This is a genomic window from Ectopseudomonas khazarica, from assembly GCF_004521985.1.
Taxonomy (GTDB): domain Bacteria; phylum Pseudomonadota; class Gammaproteobacteria; order Pseudomonadales; family Pseudomonadaceae; genus Aquipseudomonas; species Aquipseudomonas khazarica.
In genome coordinates, this window is sequence record NZ_SBHZ01000010.1 from 91,947 (window position 1) to 113,417 (window position 21,471).

A 21,471-nucleotide genomic window follows, 5' to 3' on the forward strand; every position below is an offset into this window, starting at 1 on the left:
AGTAAATCAATAGGTCTTATAGTTGACTTAAATACTCGGGAATCGCATACTCCGCTGCAATTCAGTGATTCGTGGTAGAGCCATGCGACTGACCACCAAAGGCCGTTACGCCGTTACCGCCATGCTTGATCTGGCGTTGCACGCACAGCACGGTCCCGTTTCCCTGGCCGACATCTCCGAGCGGCAGGGCATCTCCCTGTCCTATCTCGAGCAACTGTTCGCCAAGCTGCGCCGTGGCAGCCTGGTGTCCAGCGTGCGCGGGCCGGGTGGCGGCTACCAGTTGTCGCGCGACATGCGTGGCATCCAGGTGGCGCAGGTGATCGACGCGGTCAACGAGTCCGTCGACGCGACGCGTTGCCAGGGGCAGGGCGACTGCCACGCCGGCGATACCTGCCTGACTCACCATCTGTGGTGCGATCTCAGTCAGCAGATTCACGAATTCCTCAGCGGCATCAGCCTGGCTGATCTGGTCGCACGCCATGAGGTGCAGGAAGTCGCGTTGCGTCAGGATCAGCGTCGCTGCTCCGGCAGAGGCACTGCACCGCATCTGGATAAGATTGAAGCGTCTGCCATCGAATGAGCAGGGCGTTTGCCTGATAGGAGAAACCCAATGAAATTGCCGATCTACCTCGATTATTCCGCTACTACGCCGGTCGATCCGCGCGTAGCGCAGAAGATGAGCGAGTGTCTGCTGGTCGACGGTAACTTCGGTAACCCGGCTTCGCGCTCTCACGTGTTCGGCTGGAAAGCCGAGGAAGCCGTGGAAAACGCTCGTCGTCAGGTCGCCGAGCTGGTCAATGCCGACCCGCGCGAGATCGTCTGGACCAGTGGCGCCACCGAGTCCGACAACCTTGCCATCAAGGGCGTCGCGCACTTCTACAGCAGCAAGGGCAAGCACATCATCACCTCGAAGATCGAGCACAAGGCGGTGCTGGACACCACCCGCCAGCTCGAGCGCGAAGGTTTCGAAGTGACCTACCTGGAGCCGGGCGAAGACGGCCTGATCACGCCGGCGATGGTCGAGGCCGTGCTGCGTGAGGACACCACCCTGGTTTCCCTGATGCACGTCAACAACGAGATCGGCACCATCAACGACATCGCGGCCATCGGCGAGCTGACTCGCTCCCGTGGCGTGCTGCTGCACGTCGATGCGGCGCAGTCCACCGGCAAGGTGGACATCGATCTGGAGAAGATGAAGGTCGACCTGATGTCCTTCTCCGCGCACAAGACCTACGGCCCGAAAGGCGTCGGTGCCCTGTACGTGCGCCGCAAGCCGCGTGTGCGTCTGGAAGCGCAGACCCATGGCGGTGGCCACGAGCGCGGCATGCGCTCCGGCACCCTGGCCACGCACCAGTGCGTCGGCATGGGCGAAGCCTTCCGTATCGCCAAACAGGAGATGGCTGCCGAGAACCAGCGCATCAGCGCCTTGCGCGACCGCTTCTACAGCCAGCTCGAAGACATGGAAGAGCTGTACGTCAACGGCAGCCTGACCGAGCGCGTGCCGCACAACCTGAACCTGAGTTTCAACTACGTCGAGGGCGAGTCGCTGATCATGGCGCTCAAGGACCTGGCCGTATCGTCCGGCTCGGCCTGCACTTCGGCTTCGCTGGAGCCTTCCTACGTGCTGCGTGCCCTGGGTCGTAACGACGAGCTGGCGCACAGCTCGATTCGCTTCACCTTCGGCCGTTTCACGACCGAGGAAGAGGTCGACTATGCCGCCGCCAAGGTCCGCGAAGCCGTGGACAAGCTGCGCGAGCTGTCGCCCCTGTGGGATATGTTCAAAGAAGGTGTCGACCTTTCCTCCGTGGAATGGGCAGCACACTGATAGCTGCCGAGGCGGATCGTTCGCTGGGCGCTCCGCCGGAGAGCGGTACCTGATGAGAGAGGAAGTACAACATGGCATACAGTGACAAGGTCATCGACCACTACGAAAACCCGCGCAACGTCGGCAAGCTGAATGCCGAGGACCCGGACGTCGGCACCGGCATGGTCGGTGCGCCGGCCTGCGGCGACGTGATGCGCCTGCAGATCAAGGTCAGCGAGAGCGGCGTCATCGAAGACGCCAAGTTCAAGACCTACGGCTGCGGCTCGGCGATCGCTTCCAGCTCCCTCGCCACCGAGTGGATGAAGGGCAAGACCCTCGACGAAGCGGAAAGCATCAAGAATACCCAGCTGGCCGAAGAACTGGCGCTGCCGCCGGTGAAGATCCACTGCTCCGTGCTCGCCGAGGACGCCATCAAGGCGGCCGTGCGCGATTACAAGCAGAAGAAAGGCTTGCTCTGATACGAGGTTTGCAATGGCCATCACCATGTCTGAAGCAGCTGCCCGCCACGTGCAGCGCTCCCTGGATGGGCGCGGCAAGGGCGAGGGCATTCGCCTCGGTGTGCGCACTACCGGGTGTTCCGGCCTGGCCTATGTTCTCGAGTTCGTCGATGAGCTGGCGGCCGAGGACCAGGTTTTCGAGAGTCACGGCGTCAAGGTGATCATCGACCCCAAGAGCCTGGTCTATCTCGACGGCACCGAACTGGACTTCGTCAAGGAAGGCCTCAACGAGGGCTTCAAGTTCAACAACCCCAACGTGCGCGGCGAGTGTGGCTGCGGCGAGAGCTTCAACGTTTGAGGCGCTCGCGTGGGTAATCCTTGTCATTTCGCCCTGTTCGACCTGCAGCCGAGCTTTCGCCTCGACCTGGAGCAGCTGGCTGCGCGTTACCGCGAGCTGGCGCGCCAGGTGCATCCCGATCGGTTCGCCGACGCTGGCGAGCGTGAGCAGCGCCTGGCGCTTGAGCGTTCCGCCTGCCTCAACGAGGCCTATCAGGTCCTCAAGACGCCCTCGCAGCGTGCGCGCTACCTGCTGGCCATGCGCGGCCCCGAGCTGCCGCTGGAAGTGACGGTGCAGGATCCGGACTTCCTGCTGCAGCAGATGCAGCTGCGCGAAGAGCTGGAGGAGTTGCAGGACGACGCCGACCTTGCCGGTGTCGCCGTCTTCAAGCGGCGCCTGAAAACTGCGCAGGAGCAGCTCAACGAGCGCTTCGCCGAATGCTGGGACGATGAGGCTCGCCGCGAGGAAGCCGAACGCCTGATGCGCCGGATGCAGTTTCTCGACAAGCTCTCTCATGAAGTGCGCCAACTAGAAGAGCGCCTCGACGATTAACCTGTGGGTTGCCTCGGCAATCCGCCTGATGATTTCAAGAAGACCATGGCCTTATTGCAGATCGCCGAGCCAGGACAGAGCCCGCAACCGCACCAGCGCAGGCTGGCGGTGGGCATCGACCTGGGCACCACCAATTCGCTGGTCGCCGCTGTACGCAGTGGTCTGGCCGAGCCTCTGGCGGACGATGAGGGCGGGGTCATCCTGCCTTCGGCGGTGCGCTACCACCCGGATCATGTCGAGGTGGGCGAATCAGCCAAGCAGGCGGCTGCCAGTGACCCCTTCAACACCGTGCTGTCGGTCAAGCGCCTGATGGGGCGCGGCGTCGCCGATGTGCACCAGCTCGGCGAGCAGCTGCCATACCGCTTCGCTGCGGGCGAGTCGCACATGCCCTTCATCGAGACGGTGCAGGGCGCGAAGAGCCCCGTCGAAGTCTCGGCCGAAATTCTCAAGACCCTGCGCCTGCGCGCGGAGCAGACCCTGGGTGGCGAACTGGTCGGCGCGGTGATCACCGTGCCGGCCTATTTCGATGATGCCCAGCGTCAGGCGACCAAGGATGCGGCGCGAGTCGCCGGTCTCAACGTCCTGCGCCTGCTCAACGAGCCCACTGCCGCTGCGGTTGCCTATGGCCTGGATCAGAAGGCCGAGGGTGTGGTCGCCATCTATGACCTGGGTGGCGGCACGTTCGATGTGTCCATTCTGCGCCTCACCGGTGGGGTGTTCGAGGTGCTGGCCACGGGCGGCGACAGTGCCCTGGGCGGCGATGATTTCGACCACGCCCTGGCTGACTGGATCATCCAGCAGGCCGGGCTGTCCAGTGACCTCGACCCGGCCACGCAGCGAGGTCTGCTGCAGGCCGCCTGTGCCGCGAAAGAGGCGCTGACCGACGCCGAGACGGTCGAGCTGAGTTTCGCCGAATGGCGTGGCTCGCTGTCGCGGGCGCAGTTCGAGGCGCTGATCGAGCCCATGGTCGCGCGCAGCCTCAAGGCCTGCCGGCGTGCGCTGCGTGATTCCGGCGTCGAGCTGGAGGGCGTCAGTGCGGTGGTGATGGTCGGTGGCTCCACCCGTGTGCCGCGGGTGCGCGAAGCAGTTGGCGAGCTGTTCGGGCGCACGCCGCTGACCAATATCGATCCGGATCAGGTGGTGGCCATCGGTGCCGCCATACAGGCCGACACGTTGGCCGGCAATCAGCGTGGCGATGGCGAGGAGCTGCTGCTGCTCGATGTGATTCCGCTGTCGCTCGGTCTAGAGACCATGGGCGGCCTGATGGAGAAACTGATTCCGCGCAACACCACCATTCCGGTGGCGCGGGCGCAGGACTTCACCACCTACAAGGATGGCCAGACGGCCATGATGATTCACGTGCTGCAGGGTGAGCGCGAGCTGATCGCCGATTGCCGCTCCCTGGCGCGTTTCGAGTTGCGTGGCATCCCGCCGATGGTGGCCGGGGCGGCCAAGATCCGCGTGACCTTCCAGGTCGATGCCGATGGTCTGCTCAGTGTCGCGGCGCGTGAGCTGGGCTCGGGCGTCGAGGCGAGCATTCAGGTCAAGCCGTCCTATGGCCTGACCGATGGCGAGATCGCACGCATGCTGCAGGATTCCTTCCAGAATGCCGGGGGTGACAAGGCTGCGCGTGCGCTGCGCGAGCAGCAGGTCGACGCCCAGCGCCTGATCGAGGCCGTGGAAGCTGCGCTGGAGGCCGACGGCGAGCGTCTGCTGGATGCCGAGGAGCGCGAGGTCATCGAGTTGCAAGTGCAGGAGCTGCGCGATCTGCTCGCGGGTAGCGATGGTCCGGCCATCGAGCGGCAGACCAAGCGCCTGTCGCAGGTCACGGATGCGTTTGCCGCGCGGCGCCTGGATTCAACGGTTAAAGCCGCGCTGGCCGGGCGCAATTTGAATGAGATCGAGGAATAACTGATGCCGCAGGTGATTTTTCTGCCCCATGAAAGGTTCTGCCCGGATGGCCTGGTGGTCGAGGCCGAGCCTGGCGTCTCCATCCTCGAGCTGGCCCATGAGCACCATATCGAAATGGAAAGCGCCTGTGGCGGCGTGTGTGCCTGCACCACCTGCCACTGCATCGTGCGCGAGGGTTTCGACTCGCTGAACGAGGCTGACGAGTTGGAAGAGGATTACCTGGACAAGGCCTGGGGGCTCGAGGCGCAGTCGCGTCTGGCCTGTCAGGCCATCGTCGGCGAGGAAGACCTCACCGTCGAGATTCCCAAGTATTCGCTGAACCACGCGGCCGAAGCGCCGCATTGACCCAGGAAACATGAGCATGAGTCTGAAATGGGTTGATGTGCTGGATATCGCCATCGAGCTGAGCGAGCAGAAGCCGGATGTCGATCCGCGTTACGTGAACTTCGTCGATCTGCACCGCTGGGTCGTGGAGTTGCCGCAGTTCTCCGATGATCCGCAGCGGGGCGGCGAGAAGGTCCTCGAGGCGATCCAGGCTGCCTGGATCGAAGAGGCCGAGTAGCGCGACGCCGCTCGCCTGCGGGGCGTGAAACCGCAGTTCCCGGTCGTCTGCCGGTCGCGGAGCTTCATCTCGTAGCGTTTACTTGCAGCTGGAGGCGAGTCGCCTGTGGCTGCCATCTCAGAACCCGCGTATAATTCGCGGGTTTAATTTTTCGCTTTAACCCTAAAGTTTCTGGAGCTTCACATGGCTGTTCAACGTACTTTCTCCATCATCAAGCCTGACGCCGTTGCCAAGAACGTCATCGGTGAGATCACCACCCGTTTCGAAAAGGCCGGCCTGCGCGTTGTCGCTTCGAAGATGCTGCAACTGTCCGAGCGCGAAGCTGCCGGTTTCTACGCTGAGCACAGCGAGCGCGGCTTCTTCAAGGATCTGGTTGCCTTCATGACCTCCGGTCCGGTCATCGTCCAGGTTCTGGAAGGCGAAGACGCCGTCCTGAAGAACCGCGAGCTGATGGGCGCCACCAACCCGAAAGAAGCGGCTGCCGGCACCATCCGTGCTGACTTCGCCGTTTCCATCGACGAGAACGCTGTTCACGGTTCGGATTCCGAAGCTTCTGCCGCTCGCGAGATCGCTTACTTCTTCTCCGCTACCGAGCAGTGCGCGCGCATTCGCTGATCGAAGCGAATGATGCGAGGGTGAAGCCATGACCAATACCACCGGCAAGATCAACCTGCTGGGCCTGACCCAGCCGGAAATGGAACAGTTCTTCGAGTCCATCGGCGAGAAGCGCTTTCGTGCCGGCCAGGTGATGAAGTGGATTCACCACTTTGGCGTCGATGATTTCGCCGCCATGACCAATGTCGGCAAGGCCTTGCGCGAAAAGCTCGAGGCCTCTGCCGAGATTCGCGGCCCTGAAGTGGTCAGCGAAAACATTTCCGCCGATGGCACGCGCAAGTGGGTGGTGCGTGTGGCGTCGGGCAGCTGCGTGGAAACCGTGTACATCCCGCAGAATGGCCGCGGCACCCTGTGCGTGTCGTCGCAGGCCGGCTGTGCCCTGGATTGCAGCTTCTGCTCCACCGGCAAGCAAGGTTTCAACAGCGACCTGACCAGCGCCGAGATCATCGGCCAGGTGTGGATCGCCAGCAAATCCTTCGGCAGCGTGCCGGCCAAGATCGACCGTGCCATCACCAACGTGGTGATGATGGGCATGGGCGAGCCGCTGCTGAACTTCGACAACGTCGTCTCCGCCATGCAGATCATGATGGATGACCTCGGCTACGGCATTTCCAAGCGCAAGGTGACGCTGTCTACCTCCGGCGTGGTGCCGATGATCGACAAGCTGGCCGAAGTGATCGACGTGTCGCTGGCGCTGTCGCTGCATGCGCCGAACGACGAGCTGCGCAACCAGCTGGTGCCGATCAACAAGAAGTATCCCCTGGAGATGCTGCTGGCCGCGTGCAAGCGTTATATCTCCAAACTGGGTGAGAAGCGCGTGCTGACCATCGAGTACACCCTGCTCAAAGGTGTCAACGATCAGCCCGAGCATGCTGAGCAGATGATCGCACTTCTTGCCGATGTTCCTTGCAAGATCAACCTGATTCCGTTTAATCCCTTCCCCTTCTCGGGGTACGAGCGGCCGAGCAATAACGCCATTCGCCGCTTCCAGGACCTGTTGCACAAGGCTGACCATAACGTCACGGTACGCACCACCCGTGGTGACGATATCGATGCCGCCTGCGGCCAGCTGGTGGGCCAGGTCATGGACCGTACTCGGCGCAGCGAGCGTTACATCGCCGTGCGCCAGCTGGGCAGCGAGGCTCAAGAGCCGCGCAATGCCGCCAATCGAAATTGAAGAGAGGATGTCCATGACCTTGCGCCCTGCGCTGTTGTTGCTAGTCGTCAGTCTGCTGGGTGGTTGCGTGACCACCGGCCACGTTGACCCCATGAGTACGACAAAAGGGCGTGAAGAGGCGCGAGCCGCCTATGTGCAGCTGGGGGTCGCCTATATCCAGCAGGGTGATACCCAGCTGGCCAAGGTGCCGTTGAAGAGCGCACTGGAACTAAACCCGTCGGATGCCGATGCGCATGCGGCGCTGGGCATGGCGTTCCAGCTGGAAATGGAACCCAAGCTGGCGGACGAGCACTATCGCAAGGCGCTGTCCCAGCGTCCGGCAGACGCTCGCCTGTTGAACAACTACGGTGGTTTCCTGTTCGAGCAGAAGCGTTACCAGGAAGCCATGGACACCTATCTCAAGGCCACCGAGGACAATCTCTACCCGGAACGCTCCAGGGTCTTCGAGAACCTCGGCCTGACCGCTCTGCAACTGGGGCGGCGAGAGGAGGCCAAGGAATACTTCCAGCGCTCGTTGCGCCTGAGCAGCCGTCAGCCTCGCTCGCTGCTGGAGATGGCCGCGATGTCCTACGAGGACAAGGAGTATGTCCCGGCCCGTAGCTACTACGACAGCTACAGCGCAATGGCGCCGCAGAACGCGCGCAGCCTGCTGCTCGGTGCTCGTCTGGCCGAAGTGTTCGAGGACCGCGACCGGGCCGCCAGCCTGGGCCTGCAGTTGCGCCGCCTGTATCCGGCGTCCAAGGAATACCAGCAATATGTTTCGGGGCAACGATGAAAGCGGCCCATAGCGAAGTGACCCAGTCCATGTCGAACAATCCGGGCGAAAGCCTGCGCCAGGCCCGTGAAGTCAAGGGCTGGAGCGTTGCCGAGGTGGCCTCCCAGCTCAACCTGACCCAGCAGCGTCTCGCCCAGATCGAAGCGGGTGCCTTCGACAAGCTGCCCGGCACCACGTTTGCCCGTGGTTACATTCGTGCCTACGCCAAGCTGCTGGAACTCGACCAGAACCGTCTGGTGCTCGAGTTCGACCAGTTCACCGGAACCGATGCCACGGGCAGCAGCGTGCATGCCCTGGGGCGTATCGAGGAACCGGTGCGTTATTCGCAGAGCATCCTGCGCCTGGTGAGCTTCCTGCTGCTGCTGGCGCTGATCGGCGCCGGTTTCCTCTGGTGGCAGGATCAGGGGCGTCCGGTCGCCAGCCTGGCTGACGTCGGCATCGAGCATGTCGAGGTGGAGGGGGCCGATGGCACCACCCAGGTGCATTCTCTGGCCGAGCCGGAAGACCAGGCCGTGATCCTGGCCCAGGGCGACCAGCAGAGCAGCCCGCTGCTGTTGCCGGTCGAGCCGGGCGATGAGCCGGAAAGCGCCGGTGCCACTGATCAATCCACCAACGAGACAGGCGCAGCGAGCGCGGTCGTCGCCGACACACCGAGCGCTGCAGGCGCGGGCGATGCCCCGCTGGCGAGCAGCGAGGCGCAGGCGCCTGCCGCCGTTGAACCCGCTGCTCCGATTGCCGTCTCCGCCGGGCAGGGTGCGCTCAACGTGCGCTTCACCGCCGACTGCTGGGCGCAGGTGACCGATGCCGACGGCAAGGTGCTGGTCAGCGCGCTGAAGCGCAGCGGCGAGCGCATCGAACTGACCGGCAAGGCTCCGATGGAGCTGCGTCTGGGTTTCGCTCGCGGAGCCCAGGTGACTTACAACGGCGAAAGCGTGGACGTTGCGCCGCACATGACTGGCGAAACCGCGCGCCTGAAACTGGGGTTGTAAAGCATGCATTGCGAATCGCCGATCAAGCGTCGTCTGTCACGCAAGATCTGGGTGGGCTCGGTACCGGTGGGCGGCGATGCGCCGATCGCGGTGCAGAGCATGACCAATACCGACACCAATGATGTCGCCGCCACCGTGGCGCAGATTCGTCGCCTGGAAGATGCTGGCGCCGACATCGTGCGGGTTTCCGTGCCTGACATGGACGCTGCCGAGGCTTTCGGCCTGATCAAGCAGCAGGTGCGCGTACCGCTGGTGGCCGACATTCACTTCGACTACCAGATCGCCCTGCGCGTGGCTGAGCTGGGCGTCGACTGCCTGCGTATCAACCCCGGCAACATCGGCCGCGAGGACCGCGTCAAGGCGGTGGTCGAGGCGGCGCGCGACAAGGGCATTCCGATCCGCATCGGCGTCAACGCCGGTTCGCTGGAAAAGGACCTGCAGAAGAAGTACGGCGAACCGACCCCGGAAGCGCTGGTCGAGTCGGCGTTGCGCCATGTCGAACACCTGGACCGCCTGAACTTCCCCGACTTCAAGGTCAGCGTGAAGGCGTCCGACGTGTTCATGGCGGTCGAGGCCTATCGCTTGCTGGCCAAGCAGATCGAGCAGCCGCTGCACCTGGGCATCACCGAAGCCGGTGGCCTGCGCTCCGGTACCGTGAAGTCGGCCGTCGGCCTGGGCATGCTGCTGGCCGATGGCATTGGCGATACCATCCGCATTTCTCTGGCCGCCGATCCGGTGGAAGAGATCAAGGTCGGTTTCGATATCCTCAAGTCCCTGCGCCTGCGTTCGCGTGGCATCAACTTCATCGCCTGCCCGAGCTGCTCGCGGCAGAACTTCGATGTGGTCAAGACCATGAACGAGCTGGAAAGCCGCGTCGAGGACCTGCTGGTGCCGCTCGACGTCGCCGTGATCGGTTGCGTGGTCAATGGTCCAGGCGAAGCCAAGGAGGCGCATATCGGCCTCACTGGTGGCAGCCCGAACAACCTGGTCTACATCGACGGCAAGCCGGCGTCGAAGCTGACCAACGAGAATCTGGTGGATGAGCTGGAAAAGCTCATTCGCGACAAGGCGGCCGAGAAGGTCGCCGCCGATGCTGCCGTGATCGTTCGCGGCTGAAACCGGCCAGCCTGCGCGTCGAGCACATCGCGAGCGTGGGCCAGGCAAGGAAAATACGGGCGAAGAAGCGCAGTTTACGACTGTAAATGAGCATTTTGAGCCTGTTTTTGACGCTGCATCAGCAAGTGCAGCAGTGTCGAGAGCAGGTTTAAGGATTATTTGTGAGCAAATCTCTGCAAGCCATTCGTGGCATGAACGACATCCTGCCGGAGCAGACGCCTGCCTGGCGCTACCTGGAGAACACCCTGGTCGACCTGCTCGACGGCTACGGCTACAAGGAAATCCGCCTGCCCATCGTCGAGTACACCGAGCTGTTCGCGCGCGGTATCGGCGAGGGCACCGATGTGGTCGACAAGGAGATGTACACCTTCCGCGACCGCAACGAGGAGTCCCTGACCCTGCGTCCGGAGGGCACTGCCGGTTGCGTGCGTGCCGTGCTCGAGCATGGTCTGTCCGGTGGTGGCCAGGTGCAGAAACTGTGGTACGCCGGCCCGATGTTCCGTTACGAGAAGCCGCAGAAGGGCCGTTATCGCCAGTTCCACCAGGTTGGCGTGGAGGCTTTCAACCTGCCGGGGCCGGACGTCGATGCCGAACTGATCGTGCTGACCTGGCGCCTGTGGAAGAAACTCGGCCTGGCCGATGCGGTGACCCTGCAGCTCAACAGCCTGGGTTCCAGCGAGGCGCGTGCGGCCTACCGCGACGCGCTGGTCGCTTACCTGCAGGAGCGTTTCGAGCAACTGGACGAAGACAGCCAGCGCCGTCTGACCACCAACCCGCTGCGCATCCTCGACAGCAAGAACGAGGCGACCCAGGCCGTTCTGGTCGGTGCACCGACCCTGGGCGACTACCTCGATGAGGAGTCGCGCCTGCACTTCGACGGCGTCAGGGCGCGCCTGGATGCCGCCGGCATCCGCTACGAGATCAATCACAAGCTGGTCCGCGGCCTGGATTACTACAACCGCACCGTGTTCGAGTGGGTGACCGACAAGCTCGGTGCCCAGGGCACGGTATGCGCCGGTGGTCGTTATGACGGCCTGGTTTCCCAATTGGGTGGCAAGGCGACGCCGGGGGTCGGCTTCGCCATGGGCGTCGAGCGCCTGGTGCTGCTGCTGGAAACCCTCGAATTGTTGCCGGCCGAGCTGAACCGTGCCGCCGACGTCTACGTCTGCGCCTTTGGCGAGGCGGCCGAGCTGGCTGCACTGACCCTGGTCGAGCGCCTGCGCGATGAGTTGCCGGCGCTGCGCCTGCTGCTCAACAGTGGCGGCGGCAGCTTCAAGAGCCAGTTCAAGAAGGCTGACAAGAGCGGCGCGCGCTATGCGCTGATTCTGGGGGACGACGAATTGGCAGGGCGCGTGGTAGGTTGCAAGCCGCTGCGCGACGACAGTGAACAACAAAGCGTTGCCTGGGATGCTCTGGCCGAGCATCTGGCTGCCTGCCAGCAACAGGCCTGAGCAGGCTCTCGATTAGGAGTACGGGGTTAGACATGCAGACCGAAGACGAACAGATCGCGCAAATCAAGGACTGGTGGAATCGCAACGGCAAACCGTTGCTGACCGGCGGCGTACTCGCGCTGGTAGCCGTGCTCGGCTGGCAGGGTTGGCAGAAGTACCAGACCAACCAGGCGCAGAGTGCCTCCGCGCTGTATCAGCAACTGCTGGAAACTGCGCTGGATCCGGCCGGCAAGCCTGATGCAGGCAAGGTGGCCGAACTGTCCGGCAAGCTCGACAGCGAGTTCGGCGGTAGCCATTACGCGCAGTACGGCAGCCTGTTCGTCGCCAAGGTCGCGGTCGAGGCCGATCGTCTCGACGACGCCGCCGTTGCCCTGCAACGCGTGCTCGACAAGCCGGCCGACGCCACCCTCGACGAGCTGGCGCGTCAGCGCATGGCACGCGTTCTGGCTGCCCAGGACAAGGTCGACGAGGCGCTGAAGCTGCTCGACGCCAAGGTCGACGAGGCGTTCCTGGCCAGCCGCGAGGAGCTCAAGGGTGATCTGCTGGTCCAGCTGGGCCGCAGCGATGACGCGCACGCGGCCTACCAGAAGGCCAAGGATGCGCTGGCCGAGGACGCCGCCGTTGGCGGTCTGCAGATGAAGCTGGACGACCTGGCAAAAGGGGATGCGTGACGTGATGCGTTGGAAGAATGCCGCACTGCTGGCTCTGGCCGTTCTGGCCGTGGGTTGCAGCAGCAATAGCAAGAAGGAACTGCCACCCGCCGAGCTGACCAAGTTCGATACCGAGGTCGAACTGCGTACCGAATGGAGCCGCTCCGTCGGTGACGGCCAGGGCGAAACCTTCAACATGCTGGTACCGGCCATCGATGGCGACGTGATCTACGCGGCCGACGTCGAAGGCCTGGTCATGGCCATGGACCGCACCAGTGGCAAGGTCATCTGGCGCAAGAAGCTGGACATCCCGGTCTCCGGTGCCATAGGTGCCGGTTATGGCCAGGTGCTGCTGGGCACGCTCAAGGGTGAGGTGATCGCCCTGGACTCCAGCGATGGCGAGGAGCAGTGGCGCTCGCGTGTGACCAGCGAAGTGCTGGCCGCCCCGGCGAGCAACGGCGATATCGTCGTGGTGCAGACCCAGGATGACCGCCTGATCGCGTTCGATGCCAGCACTGGCAATCAGCGCTGGATCGTCGAGAACACCCCGGCGGTGCTGACGCTGCGTGGCACCGGCGCGCCGCTGGTGACCAACCGCCTGGTGGTCGCGGGTCTGTCCAGCGGCAAGGTGGTGGCGGTCGACGCCCAGCGTGGCCTGCCCGTTTGGGAGCAGCGCGTGGCCATCCCGCAAGGTCGTTCCGAGCTGGAGCGCGTGGTGGATATCGACGGCGGCCTGCTGCTGTCCGGTGGCACCGTGTACGCGGTGAGCTACCAGGGCCGCGTCGCGGCGATGGACCTGGATTCCGGCCGTGTGCTGTGGCAGCGCGAGGCCTCCAGTTCGGTTGGTGTCGCCCAGGGCTTCGGCAACGTCTACGTCAGCCTGGCCAACGGCACCGTCGAAGGCATCGACGAGCGCAGTGCCTCGGCGCTGTGGAGCAACGATTCCCTGGCTCGCCGCGAGCTGTCCGCGCCACAAGTGTTTTCCAGCTACGTGGCCGTGGGCGATTTCGAAGGCTATCTGCACCTGCTGAGCCAGGTCGATGGTCGCTTCGTGGGTCGTACCCGTATCGACAGCGATGGTCTGCGCACGCGTCCGCTGGTGGTGGGTGACTGGCTGTATGTCTTCGGCAACAGCGGCAAATTGGTAGCGCTGACCATCAAGTGACCAACTATGCTGCATCCAGGCCCGGGTCTGGATGCAGCAGCGCAAAATATTCCGGCCGCTGCCCGTGCAGCGGCCTTTGCATTTTCTGAAATAACGTAGTGGAGAGCCTGATGGTTCCCGTAATTGCCCTGGTGGGCCGGCCCAATGTCGGCAAGTCCACACTCTTCAACCGCCTGACCCGCAGTCGCGACGCCATCGTCGGCGACCTGTCCGGTCTGACCCGCGACCGCCAGTACGGCGAGGCGAAGTGGCAGGGGCGCACCTATATCGTGATCGATACCGGCGGTATCTCCGGCGACGAGGAAGGCATCGACGCGAAGATGGCCGAGCAGTCGCTGCAGGCGATCGAAGAAGCCGATGCCGTGCTGTTCCTGGTGGACGCGCGCGCCGGCATGACCGCCTCCGACCAGATGATCGGCGAGCACCTGCGCCGGCGTAACAAGCAGAGCTTCCTGGTGGTGAACAAGGTCGACAACCTCGACGTCGACCTGGCCCGCGCCGAGTTCAGTCCCATGGGCCTGGGCGAGCCGCTGGCGATCGCCGGTGCCCATGGCCGTGGCATCACCCAGATGCTGGAAGTGGTGCTCGGTGCCTTCCCCAAGGATGCCGGCGAGCCGGAAGAGGGCGCCGAAGAAGAGGAAGAAGTGCTGGAAGGCCAGGAAGCCAAGCGCATCCCCGGCCCGAGCGAGAAGGACGGCATCAAGCTGGCCATCATCGGTCGCCCCAACGTCGGCAAGTCGACTCTGGTCAACCGCATGCTCGGCGAAGAGCGGGTCATCGTCTATGACCAGGCCGGCACCACGCGCGACAGCATCTACATCCCCTTCGAGCGTGACGACGAGAAGTACACGCTGATCGACACCGCCGGCGTGCGTCGTCGCGGCAAGATCTTCGAGGCCGTGGAGAAGTTCTCCGTGGTCAAGACCCTGCAGGCGATCCAGGACTCCAACGTCGTGGTCTTCGTCATGGACGCCCGCGAAGGGGTGGTCGACCACGACCTCAACCTGCTCGGCTTCGTGCTGGAGAGCGGTCGTGCGCTGGTCATCGCCCTGAACAAATGGGACGGCATGGACCAGGGCCAGAAGGACTACGTGAAGACCGAGCTGGAGCGCCGGCTGTTCTTCGTCGACTTCGCCGACATCCACTTCATTTCCGCACTGCACGGCACTGGCGTCGGCCACCTGTACAAGTCGGTGCAGGCGTCGTTCAAGTCGGCCATCACCCGCTGGCCGACCAGCCGCCTGACGCAGATCCTCGAGGATGCCGTCAGCGACCACGCGCCGCCCCTGGTCAACGGTCGCCGGATCAAGCTGCGCTATGCCCACCTGGGTGGTGCCAACCCACCGCTGATCGTCATCCACGGTAACCAGGTCGACGCGGTCCCGCGCGCCTACTCCCGTTACCTGGAGAACACCTTCCGCCGCGTGCTCAAGCTGGTCGGCACGCCGATCCGTATCGAGTACAAGGGCGGCGACAACCCGTACGAAGGCAACAAGAACAAGCTCACCGACCGCCAGGTGAACAAGAAGCGGCGCCTGATGAGCCACCACAAGAAGGCCGAGAAGAAGCGCAAGGACAAGAGACGATAGTCATAAGCGGCAAGCCTCAAGCTACAAGAGGAGCCGAGCCGCTTTTGCTTGCGGCTCGAAGCTTGTAGCTTGCAGCTTTCCCCGAGGAAGTCGCGATGCTCGCCAGCAAACTGCCCAACGTCGGCACCACCATCTTCACCCGCATGTCTCAGCTTGCTCTGGATACCGGGGCGATCAACCTGTCCCAGGGCTTTCCCGATTTCGACGGGCCGCAGGCGCTGCGTGAAGCAGTGGCGCGCCATGTCCTGGAAGGGCGCAATCAGTATTCGCCGATGACCGGTCTGCCCGCCCTGCGCCAGCAGGTGGCAGCGAAGATCGCGCGCAGCTACGGCGTGCAGCGGGACGCCGACAGCGAGATCACCATCACTCCCGGCGCCACCGAGGCGATCTTCTGCGCGGTGCAGGCGCTGATCCGTCCGGGCGACGAGGCCATCGTCCTCGATCCCTGCTATGACAGCTATGAGCCCTCCGTGGAACTGGCGGGCGGTCGCTGCGTGCACGTGCCGCTGGCCCTGGCGGATTTCGCCGTGGACTGGCAGCGCCTGGCCGATGCGATCACCCCGCGTACCCGGCTGATCTTCCTCAACTCGCCGCACAATCCCAGTGGCGCGCTGCTGTCGCGCGGCGACCTGGACCGCTTGGCCGCGCTGATCCGCGAGCGCGATATCCATGTGATCAGCGACGAAGTCTATGAGCACCTGATCTTCGACGGCGTGCAGCACGCCAGCGTGCTGGCACACGACGAGCTGTACGCGCGCGCCTTCGTGGTCAGCTCGTTCGGCAAGACCTACCACGTCACCGGCTGGAAGACCGGCTACGTGGTGGCGCCGCCTGCGTTGACCACCGAGCTGCGCAAGATCCACCAGTACGTGAATTTCTGTGGCGTCACGCCGTTGCAGCATGGCCTTGCCGATTTCATGGCCAGTCACCCCGAGCACGTCGAGGAGCTGCCTGCGTTCTACCAGGCCAAGCGCGACCTGTTCTGCGACCTGCTGGCCGGCTCGCGTTTCACCTTCACCCGCGCGCCGGGCACCTACTTCCAGCTGGCCGACTACCGGGCTATCCGTCCTGATCTGGACGACGTCGCCATGGCCGAGTGGCTGACCCGTGAGCATGGCGTGGCGGCGATCCCGGTCTCGGTGTTCTACCAGTCCGCACCGCAGGATCTGCGTCTGGTGCGCTTCTGCTTCGCCAAGCGCGAGGACACCCTGCGCCAGGCGGCGGAGAAACTCTGCGCGGTGTGATGCAGGCTGATCACCGCGACGCGTGATCCAGCAAGGCGGGGTGGGTGTGAAACGCGACATCCGCCCTGCGCGCTACCGATTTCCCCGAGGCCTTGATATGACCGACAAAACCGATCTCGAACTGGCGCTGATCCAGACCTCCCTGGCCTGGCACGATCCGGCCGCCAACCGCGAGCACTTTCAGACCCTGCTGGAGCAGGCGCGCGGCGCTGATCTGGTGATCCTGCCGGAGATGTTCACCACCGGCTTCTCGATGGAGTCGGCAGCGCTGGCCGAACCGGAGGATGGCCCCAGCAGCACATGGCTGCGCGAGCAGGCGCAGCGTCTCGATACGGTGATCTGCGGCAGCCTGATCATCCAGGCCGACGACGGCAGCTATCGCAATCGCCTGCTCTGGGCGCGTGCGGATGGTTCGCTGGCGCATTACGACAAGCGCCACCTGTTCCGCATGGCCGGCGAGCACAAGCATTTCCAGGCCGGAGACGAGCAGGTCGTGCTCGAGCTCAAGGGCTGGCGTGTCCGCCCGCTGGTCTGTTATGACCTGCGCTTCCCGGTCTGGAGCCGCGACGCGGGTGGCACCGACCTGCTGCTCTACACCGCCAACTGGCCCGCTGCCCGCCGCCAGCACTGGAACCGCCTGTTGCCGGCGCGGGCCATCGAAAACCTGTGCTATGTCGCGGCTGTGAACCGGATCGGCGAGGACGGCAAGGGGCATGGATATACTGGTGACTCCCAGGTGCTGGACTTCCAGGGCGAGCCGCTGCTGCAGGCGAACGCCGCCGATGGCGTGTTCCGCCAGCGCCTGGCGGCCGAGCCGCTGGCGGCCTATCGCGAGCGTTTTCCGGCGCATCTGGATGCCGATGCCTTCACCATGAACTGAATCAGGAGCGACACGACATGGACGTACAGCAGGACAACCCCTTCCAGACCCCACAGGCGGACCTGCAGCAGGCTTCTGCCTCGACGCTGCCGCTGTACAGGATTGCCGCGGTGGGGCTGGGCACCTTTCTCGGCACACCGCTGGCCGGTGCCTGGATGCTTGCGCACAACCTGCAGCTGCTGGGCAAGGCCGACCGTGTCGCCATGGTCTGGGGCGTTGCCGTGTGCCTGCTGGCGCTGACCCTGGCCCTGGCCTTCGTATTGCCGGAAGAAGTACCCACGCTGCCGTTCGCCATCGGGCAGCTGCTGGGCATGGTGATGCTGGCCAAGCACCTGATCGAGGCCGATATCCAGCAGCACGCCGCCGCTGGTGGCACCTTTCTCTCCAACTGGCGGGCGGCAGGCATTGCCGTGCTCTTCTCGATCGCCGTGATGGCGCTGCTGTTCGCCGTGCTGATGATCCTGGACGTCTGATCCGTGTCCGCCCCGTGCCGTGCGGGGCGTTCGCCTCTGCAGCATGCGGATCGATCGCGGATGGCGGCGATTCGCCAATAAATTCCGGACGGCCGCTCGCTTTTGCCTCTAGCATTGCTGGCGCAGGGACGCGTGGATGGAAGTGGGCACAGGCTTGGCCCTGATAGCTCTGTCGCTCCCTGCCCAACATGAACGCAAGGAGCGAAAACAATGTACAAGACACTCATGGCGCTGGGCACCTGCCTGGCGATGAGCCCGCTGATGGCAGCCACGTACTGCGACAGCCGGGGTAACAGTGGCAGTGAATGGATCGCCGGAGTCAGCGTCAACGGCGCGAGCCAGACGTCCGGCAGCGATGGCGGTTACCTGAACGCCACGGGTCAGCCTCCCTTCCAGCTGACGGGGCAAGGTGACCGGCTGGAGCTCCGTCCCGGTTTCCGCAACACCCAGTACGTCGAGAACTGGGGGGCCTGGATCGACTTCGACCAGAACGGCAGTTTCGAGGCCAGCGAGAAGGTGCTGGCCGCTCAGGGCAGCACCGTCGTCTCCGCACCCATCGCGGTGCCTTCCGGCAGCGCCGGTACCACCCGCATGCGGGTACAGATGCGCTGGGGTGCTACCGCGCAGCCCTGCGGGACTTATGGCTACGGCGAAACCGAGGATTACCTGGTCAAGCTGCCAGACGGCGCAGGACAACCGACGCTGCCCTACAGCCTCACGCTGGAACCCGGTTTCTGGGTGTCCCGCAGCGGCGATCTGGGCGACAAGCTGACGCTGGTGGTCGAGGAGGACGGCAAGCGCGTCCTCGGGCGCAACGCGGCCGGCAACCTGCGTGATCACTATTGGAACAATGCTGTCGGCAAACACTACCGGATCTGGCTGGAGAGCTTCATCGACGGCGGCTACAAGACCGTCTCGAATGTCGTGGCCTACCAGCCCGGCGTCACTGACCGTGTTGCGCTGAGCCGCAATGCCGATCAGGGCAGCATCAGTTCGTCGGCGGCGTTCCAGGGCAACTGGGTGATCGCCGCACAGGGCGGCGAGACGCTGCGTCAGCCAGCGCAGGCCGGTGTTCCGCTGCAGTTCGCCTTCAACCATGGCGAGCGTTACCAGGTCTGGGCCGAAGCCAGCGTGAGCGGCAAGGACGAGGCCATCTCGGTTCCGCTCGCCTTCCGCGAGGGTTTTCCCGCGCGCTACATCGACCTGGAGGTCGAGGCGGACTTCCAGCTGCGGCATGACGGTCCTGCCGACAAGCCTCTGAACTGGGTCATTCGCGAGGACGGTGTCGAGGTGCTGCGCCAGCCCACCGGCGGTGCTGCGGAACTGCGCTACCCGTTCCAGCAGGGCCGTGCCTACAAGGTCTGGATCGAGCAGGCCGTTGGCGGCGAGCTGGTGCAGGTCTCCGATGCCGAGTACTTCTCGCCGGGGCTGACGGACCTCTATCAGCTGAGCATCGGCGACAATCGCCAGGTCAGCCGCAGCGGCAACATCGGTGATGCCCTGACCTGGGTGATCGAGGAGGAGGGCAATGTCGTTCTGGAGCGTAACGCGGCCAACGAGCTGGCCTACACCTACTACCGCTTCGATCCCGCCAAACGCTACCGCGTGTGGCTGAAGCGCTTCCAGAATGGCTACTACCAGCGGGTGTCCAACGTGGTGCGTTATGGCCGGGCCGCCGAGGACTACCTGCCGCTCTACCAACTGACGGTGGATGCCAACCAGACCCTGACGCGCACCGGGGGCGTACACGCCATGCTGACCTGGGTGATCGAGCAGGATGGCAGCATCGTGCTGCAGCGCCTGGCGGAGAACGAACAGAGCTATCGCTACTTCGCCTACAGCGCGGGCAAACGCTACCGCTCCTGGCTGAAGGCTTATATCGACGGCCGCTACCAGCGCGTCTCGCCGGTGGTCAGCTACTGAGCCCCAGCTGAAACGAAGAACCCCGCCGAGCGGCGGGGTTCTTTTTTCAGTCTGCTGCCTTTCAGGCCGCTTCGGTCTTCAGTTCAGCCTGCTTGACGGCGCGGTTGAGTGCGCTGAACAGCGCACGGAAGCTGGCGGTGGTGATGTTCTCGTCGATGCCGATGCCATGCAGCGGGCGCTGGCCGTCCAGGCGAATCTCGATGTACGAGGCCGCCTTGGCACTGGCTCCGGCGCCGATGGCGTGCTCGTGGTAATCCATGATTTCCACGGACAGCGGCAGGCTCGACACCAGGGCTTCCAGCGGGCCCTTGCCCGAGCCATTCCAGCGCTGCTCCTGGCCGTCGACCTGGACCTTCAGCTCGACGCTGCTGTCGCCATTCTCTTCCTGCAGGCGATGCCCCTTGAGCTCGTAGGGCGACGTCGCCTTGAGGTACTCGCTCTCGAGCAACTGGTGGATCTGCGAAGCGGTCATTTCCAGGCCCAGGCGATCGGTCTCGCGCTGTACCACCTGGCTGAATTCGATCTGCATGCGGCGCGGCAGGTTGATGCCGTATTCCTGCTCCAGCAGGAAGGTGATACCACCCTTGCCGGACTGGCTGTTGACGCGAATCACCGCCTCGTAGTCGCGGCCGATGTCGGCCGGGTCGATCGGCAGGTACGGCACTTCCCAGACGGCTTCCGGGTCCTGCTGGGCGAAGCCCTTGCGGATGGCGTCCTGGTGCGAGCCGGAGAACGCGGTGTGCACCAGGTCGCCGACGTACGGATGACGCGGATGCACCGGAATCTGGTTGCAGTCTTCCACCACCTTGCGCACGGCGTCGATGTCGGAGAAGTCCAGCTCAGGGTCGATGCCCTGGGTGTAGAGGTTCAGCGCCAGGGTCACCAGGCAGACGTTGCCGGTCCGCTCGCCGTTGCCGAACAGGCAGCCTTCGACGCGGTCGGCGCCGGCCATGACGGCCAGCTCCGAGGCGGCGACGCCGGTGCCACGGTCATTGTGCGTGTGCACGCTGATCAGCACGCTGTCGCGGCGGTCGACGTGGCGGCCGAACCACTCGATCTGGTCGGCGTAGTTGTTCGGCGTGGCGCACTCGATGGTGGCCGGCAGGTTGAGGATCAGCTTGTTCGCCGGGGTCGGCTGGAACACACCGATCACCGCGTTGCACACCTCGACGGCGAAGTCGATCTCGGTGCTGCTGAACACCTCCGGCGAGTACTCGAAGCCCCACTGGGTTTCCGGCGCGGCGTCGGCCAGGCGCTTGATGGTGCTGCCGGCTGCGACGGCGATGGCTTTCACCCCCGCCTTGTCCTGGTTGAAGACGATCTTGCGGAAGCTCGGCGCGCAGGCGTTGTAGTAGTGGACGATGGCCTTCTTGGCGCCCTTGAGCGACTCGAAGGTGCGTTCGATGAGGTCGTCACGGGCCTGGGTCAGTACCTGGATGGTGACGTCATCGGGAATGTGGCCGCCTTCGATCAGCTCGCGGACGAAGTCGAAGTCGGTTTGCGAGGCGGACGGGAAGCCCACTTCGATTTCCTTCAGGCCCACGGCGACCAGGCACTTGAAGAAACGCATCTTCTTCTCGGCGTCCATCGGCTCGATCAGCGACTGGTTGCCATCACGCAGGTCGGTCGACAGCCAGATCGGTGCCTTGTCGATGATCTGGTCCGGCCAGGTGCGGTCCGGGATCTGGATCTGGGTGAACGGGCGGTACTTCTTCGATGGATCTTTGAGCATGGTCATGAGGCTAATCCTTGGTTCGGCGCTGGGCCGGGGGCAACACGGAGGCTTGGGGGCGAGACGAG

At 64.1% G+C, this 21,471-nt stretch carries 22 protein-coding genes; 21 read left to right on the forward strand and 1 reads right to left on the reverse strand.

What is annotated here, in order from left to right; genetic code table 11:
- Window positions 1–82: 82 nt before the first annotated feature.
- From iscR to EPK82_RS14685, 21 genes are all read left to right on the forward strand, one after another.
- Window positions 83–580 carry a Fe-S cluster assembly transcriptional regulator IscR gene (gene iscR / locus EPK82_RS14585; protein WP_037049610.1) on the forward strand — a complete coding sequence of 166 codons (498 nt, stop codon included), beginning with the start codon at window positions 83–85 and terminating at the stop codon, window positions 578–580.
- Between the two features lie 30 nt (window positions 581–610).
- Entirely contained in the window at window positions 611–1,825 is a 1,215-nt protein-coding gene (locus EPK82_RS14590; RefSeq protein WP_037049608.1) for an IscS subfamily cysteine desulfurase, read from the forward strand.
- A 71-nt stretch (window positions 1,826–1,896) separates the two neighbouring features.
- Window positions 1,897–2,283, forward strand: coding sequence for a Fe-S cluster assembly scaffold IscU (gene iscU / locus EPK82_RS14595; protein WP_017362576.1), 387 nt, complete (start codon window positions 1,897–1,899; stop codon window positions 2,281–2,283).
- Between the two features lie 13 nt (window positions 2,284–2,296).
- Complete coding sequence (gene iscA / locus EPK82_RS14600; protein WP_021442761.1) at window positions 2,297–2,620, forward strand: iron-sulfur cluster assembly protein IscA; 324 nt, start codon at window positions 2,297–2,299, stop codon at window positions 2,618–2,620.
- Window positions 2,621–2,629: 9 nt separating this feature from the next.
- Window positions 2,630–3,151: a co-chaperone HscB gene (hscB, locus tag EPK82_RS14605; RefSeq protein WP_037049605.1), complete on the forward strand. Its 522-nt coding sequence runs from the start codon at window positions 2,630–2,632 to the stop codon at window positions 3,149–3,151.
- A gap of 45 nt (window positions 3,152–3,196) precedes the next feature.
- On the forward strand, window positions 3,197–5,062 hold the full coding sequence (gene hscA, locus EPK82_RS14610) for a Fe-S protein assembly chaperone HscA (protein WP_134677033.1): 1,866 nt from the start codon (window positions 3,197–3,199) through the stop codon (window positions 5,060–5,062).
- Window positions 5,063–5,065: 3 nt separating this feature from the next.
- Entirely contained in the window at window positions 5,066–5,407 is a 342-nt protein-coding gene (gene fdx, locus EPK82_RS14615; protein ID WP_037049601.1) for an ISC system 2Fe-2S type ferredoxin, read from the forward strand.
- A 16-nt stretch (window positions 5,408–5,423) separates the two neighbouring features.
- The gene (gene iscX / locus EPK82_RS14620) at window positions 5,424–5,624 is read left to right on the forward strand and encodes a Fe-S cluster assembly protein IscX (protein WP_037049599.1); all 201 of its coding nucleotides are present in this window, start codon (window positions 5,424–5,426) and stop codon (window positions 5,622–5,624) included.
- Between the two features lie 183 nt (window positions 5,625–5,807).
- Window positions 5,808–6,239 carry a nucleoside-diphosphate kinase gene (ndk, locus tag EPK82_RS14625; protein WP_037001951.1) on the forward strand — a complete coding sequence of 144 codons (432 nt, stop codon included), beginning with the start codon at window positions 5,808–5,810 and terminating at the stop codon, window positions 6,237–6,239.
- Between the two features lie 28 nt (window positions 6,240–6,267).
- Window positions 6,268–7,416, forward strand: coding sequence for a 23S rRNA (adenine(2503)-C(2))-methyltransferase RlmN (rlmN, locus tag EPK82_RS14630; RefSeq protein WP_134677034.1), 1,149 nt, complete (start codon window positions 6,268–6,270; stop codon window positions 7,414–7,416).
- 13 nt (window positions 7,417–7,429) lie between these two features.
- A complete protein-coding gene (pilW, locus tag EPK82_RS14635; RefSeq protein ID WP_134677035.1) occupies window positions 7,430–8,191 on the forward strand; it encodes a type IV pilus biogenesis/stability protein PilW in 762 nt (253 codons plus the stop codon).
- Window positions 8,188–9,180: a RodZ domain-containing protein gene (locus EPK82_RS14640; RefSeq protein ID WP_134677036.1), complete on the forward strand. Its 993-nt coding sequence runs from the start codon at window positions 8,188–8,190 to the stop codon at window positions 9,178–9,180. Before pilW ends, EPK82_RS14640 begins: the two co-directional genes overlap by 4 nt.
- A 3-nt stretch (window positions 9,181–9,183) precedes the next feature.
- Complete coding sequence (ispG, locus tag EPK82_RS14645; protein WP_047587591.1) at window positions 9,184–10,296, forward strand: flavodoxin-dependent (E)-4-hydroxy-3-methylbut-2-enyl-diphosphate synthase; 1,113 nt, start codon at window positions 9,184–9,186, stop codon at window positions 10,294–10,296.
- Window positions 10,297–10,457: 161 nt separating this feature from the next.
- Entirely contained in the window at window positions 10,458–11,747 is a 1,290-nt protein-coding gene (gene hisS / locus EPK82_RS14650) for a histidine--tRNA ligase (RefSeq protein ID WP_037049586.1), read from the forward strand.
- Between the two features lie 32 nt (window positions 11,748–11,779).
- Window positions 11,780–12,418, forward strand: coding sequence for a tetratricopeptide repeat protein (locus EPK82_RS14655; protein WP_037049583.1), 639 nt, complete (start codon window positions 11,780–11,782; stop codon window positions 12,416–12,418).
- Window positions 12,411–13,562, forward strand: a complete 1,152-nt coding sequence (gene bamB / locus EPK82_RS14660) for an outer membrane protein assembly factor BamB (protein ID WP_037049581.1) — start codon at window positions 12,411–12,413, stop codon at window positions 13,560–13,562. The genes EPK82_RS14655 and bamB overlap by 8 nt, the downstream gene beginning before the upstream one ends.
- A gap of 110 nt (window positions 13,563–13,672) precedes the next feature.
- Window positions 13,673–15,151 carry a ribosome biogenesis GTPase Der gene (der, locus tag EPK82_RS14665; protein WP_037049579.1) on the forward strand — a complete coding sequence of 493 codons (1,479 nt, stop codon included), beginning with the start codon at window positions 13,673–13,675 and terminating at the stop codon, window positions 15,149–15,151.
- 95 nt (window positions 15,152–15,246) lie between these two features.
- Window positions 15,247–16,395 (forward strand): pyridoxal phosphate-dependent aminotransferase, encoded by a 1,149-nt coding sequence (locus EPK82_RS14670; protein WP_134677037.1) that lies wholly within the window; start codon window positions 15,247–15,249, stop codon window positions 16,393–16,395.
- Window positions 16,396–16,492: 97 nt separating this feature from the next.
- Window positions 16,493–17,275, forward strand: coding sequence for an amidohydrolase (locus EPK82_RS14675; RefSeq protein WP_134677038.1), 783 nt, complete (start codon window positions 16,493–16,495; stop codon window positions 17,273–17,275).
- 17 nt (window positions 17,276–17,292) lie between these two features.
- On the forward strand, window positions 17,293–17,748 hold the full coding sequence (locus EPK82_RS14680; RefSeq protein WP_134677039.1) for a hypothetical protein: 456 nt from the start codon (window positions 17,293–17,295) through the stop codon (window positions 17,746–17,748).
- A 210-nt stretch (window positions 17,749–17,958) separates the two neighbouring features.
- Window positions 17,959–19,671 (forward strand): GEVED domain-containing protein, encoded by a 1,713-nt coding sequence (locus tag EPK82_RS14685; RefSeq protein WP_134677040.1) that lies wholly within the window; start codon window positions 17,959–17,961, stop codon window positions 19,669–19,671.
- 61 nt (window positions 19,672–19,732) lie between these two features.
- Here the strand turns inward: EPK82_RS14685 and leuA are convergent, their stop codons facing one another.
- Window positions 19,733–21,409 (reverse strand): 2-isopropylmalate synthase, encoded by a 1,677-nt coding sequence (leuA, locus tag EPK82_RS14690; protein WP_037049566.1) that lies wholly within the window; start codon window positions 21,407–21,409, stop codon window positions 19,733–19,735.
- Window positions 21,410–21,471 lie beyond the last annotated feature (62 nt).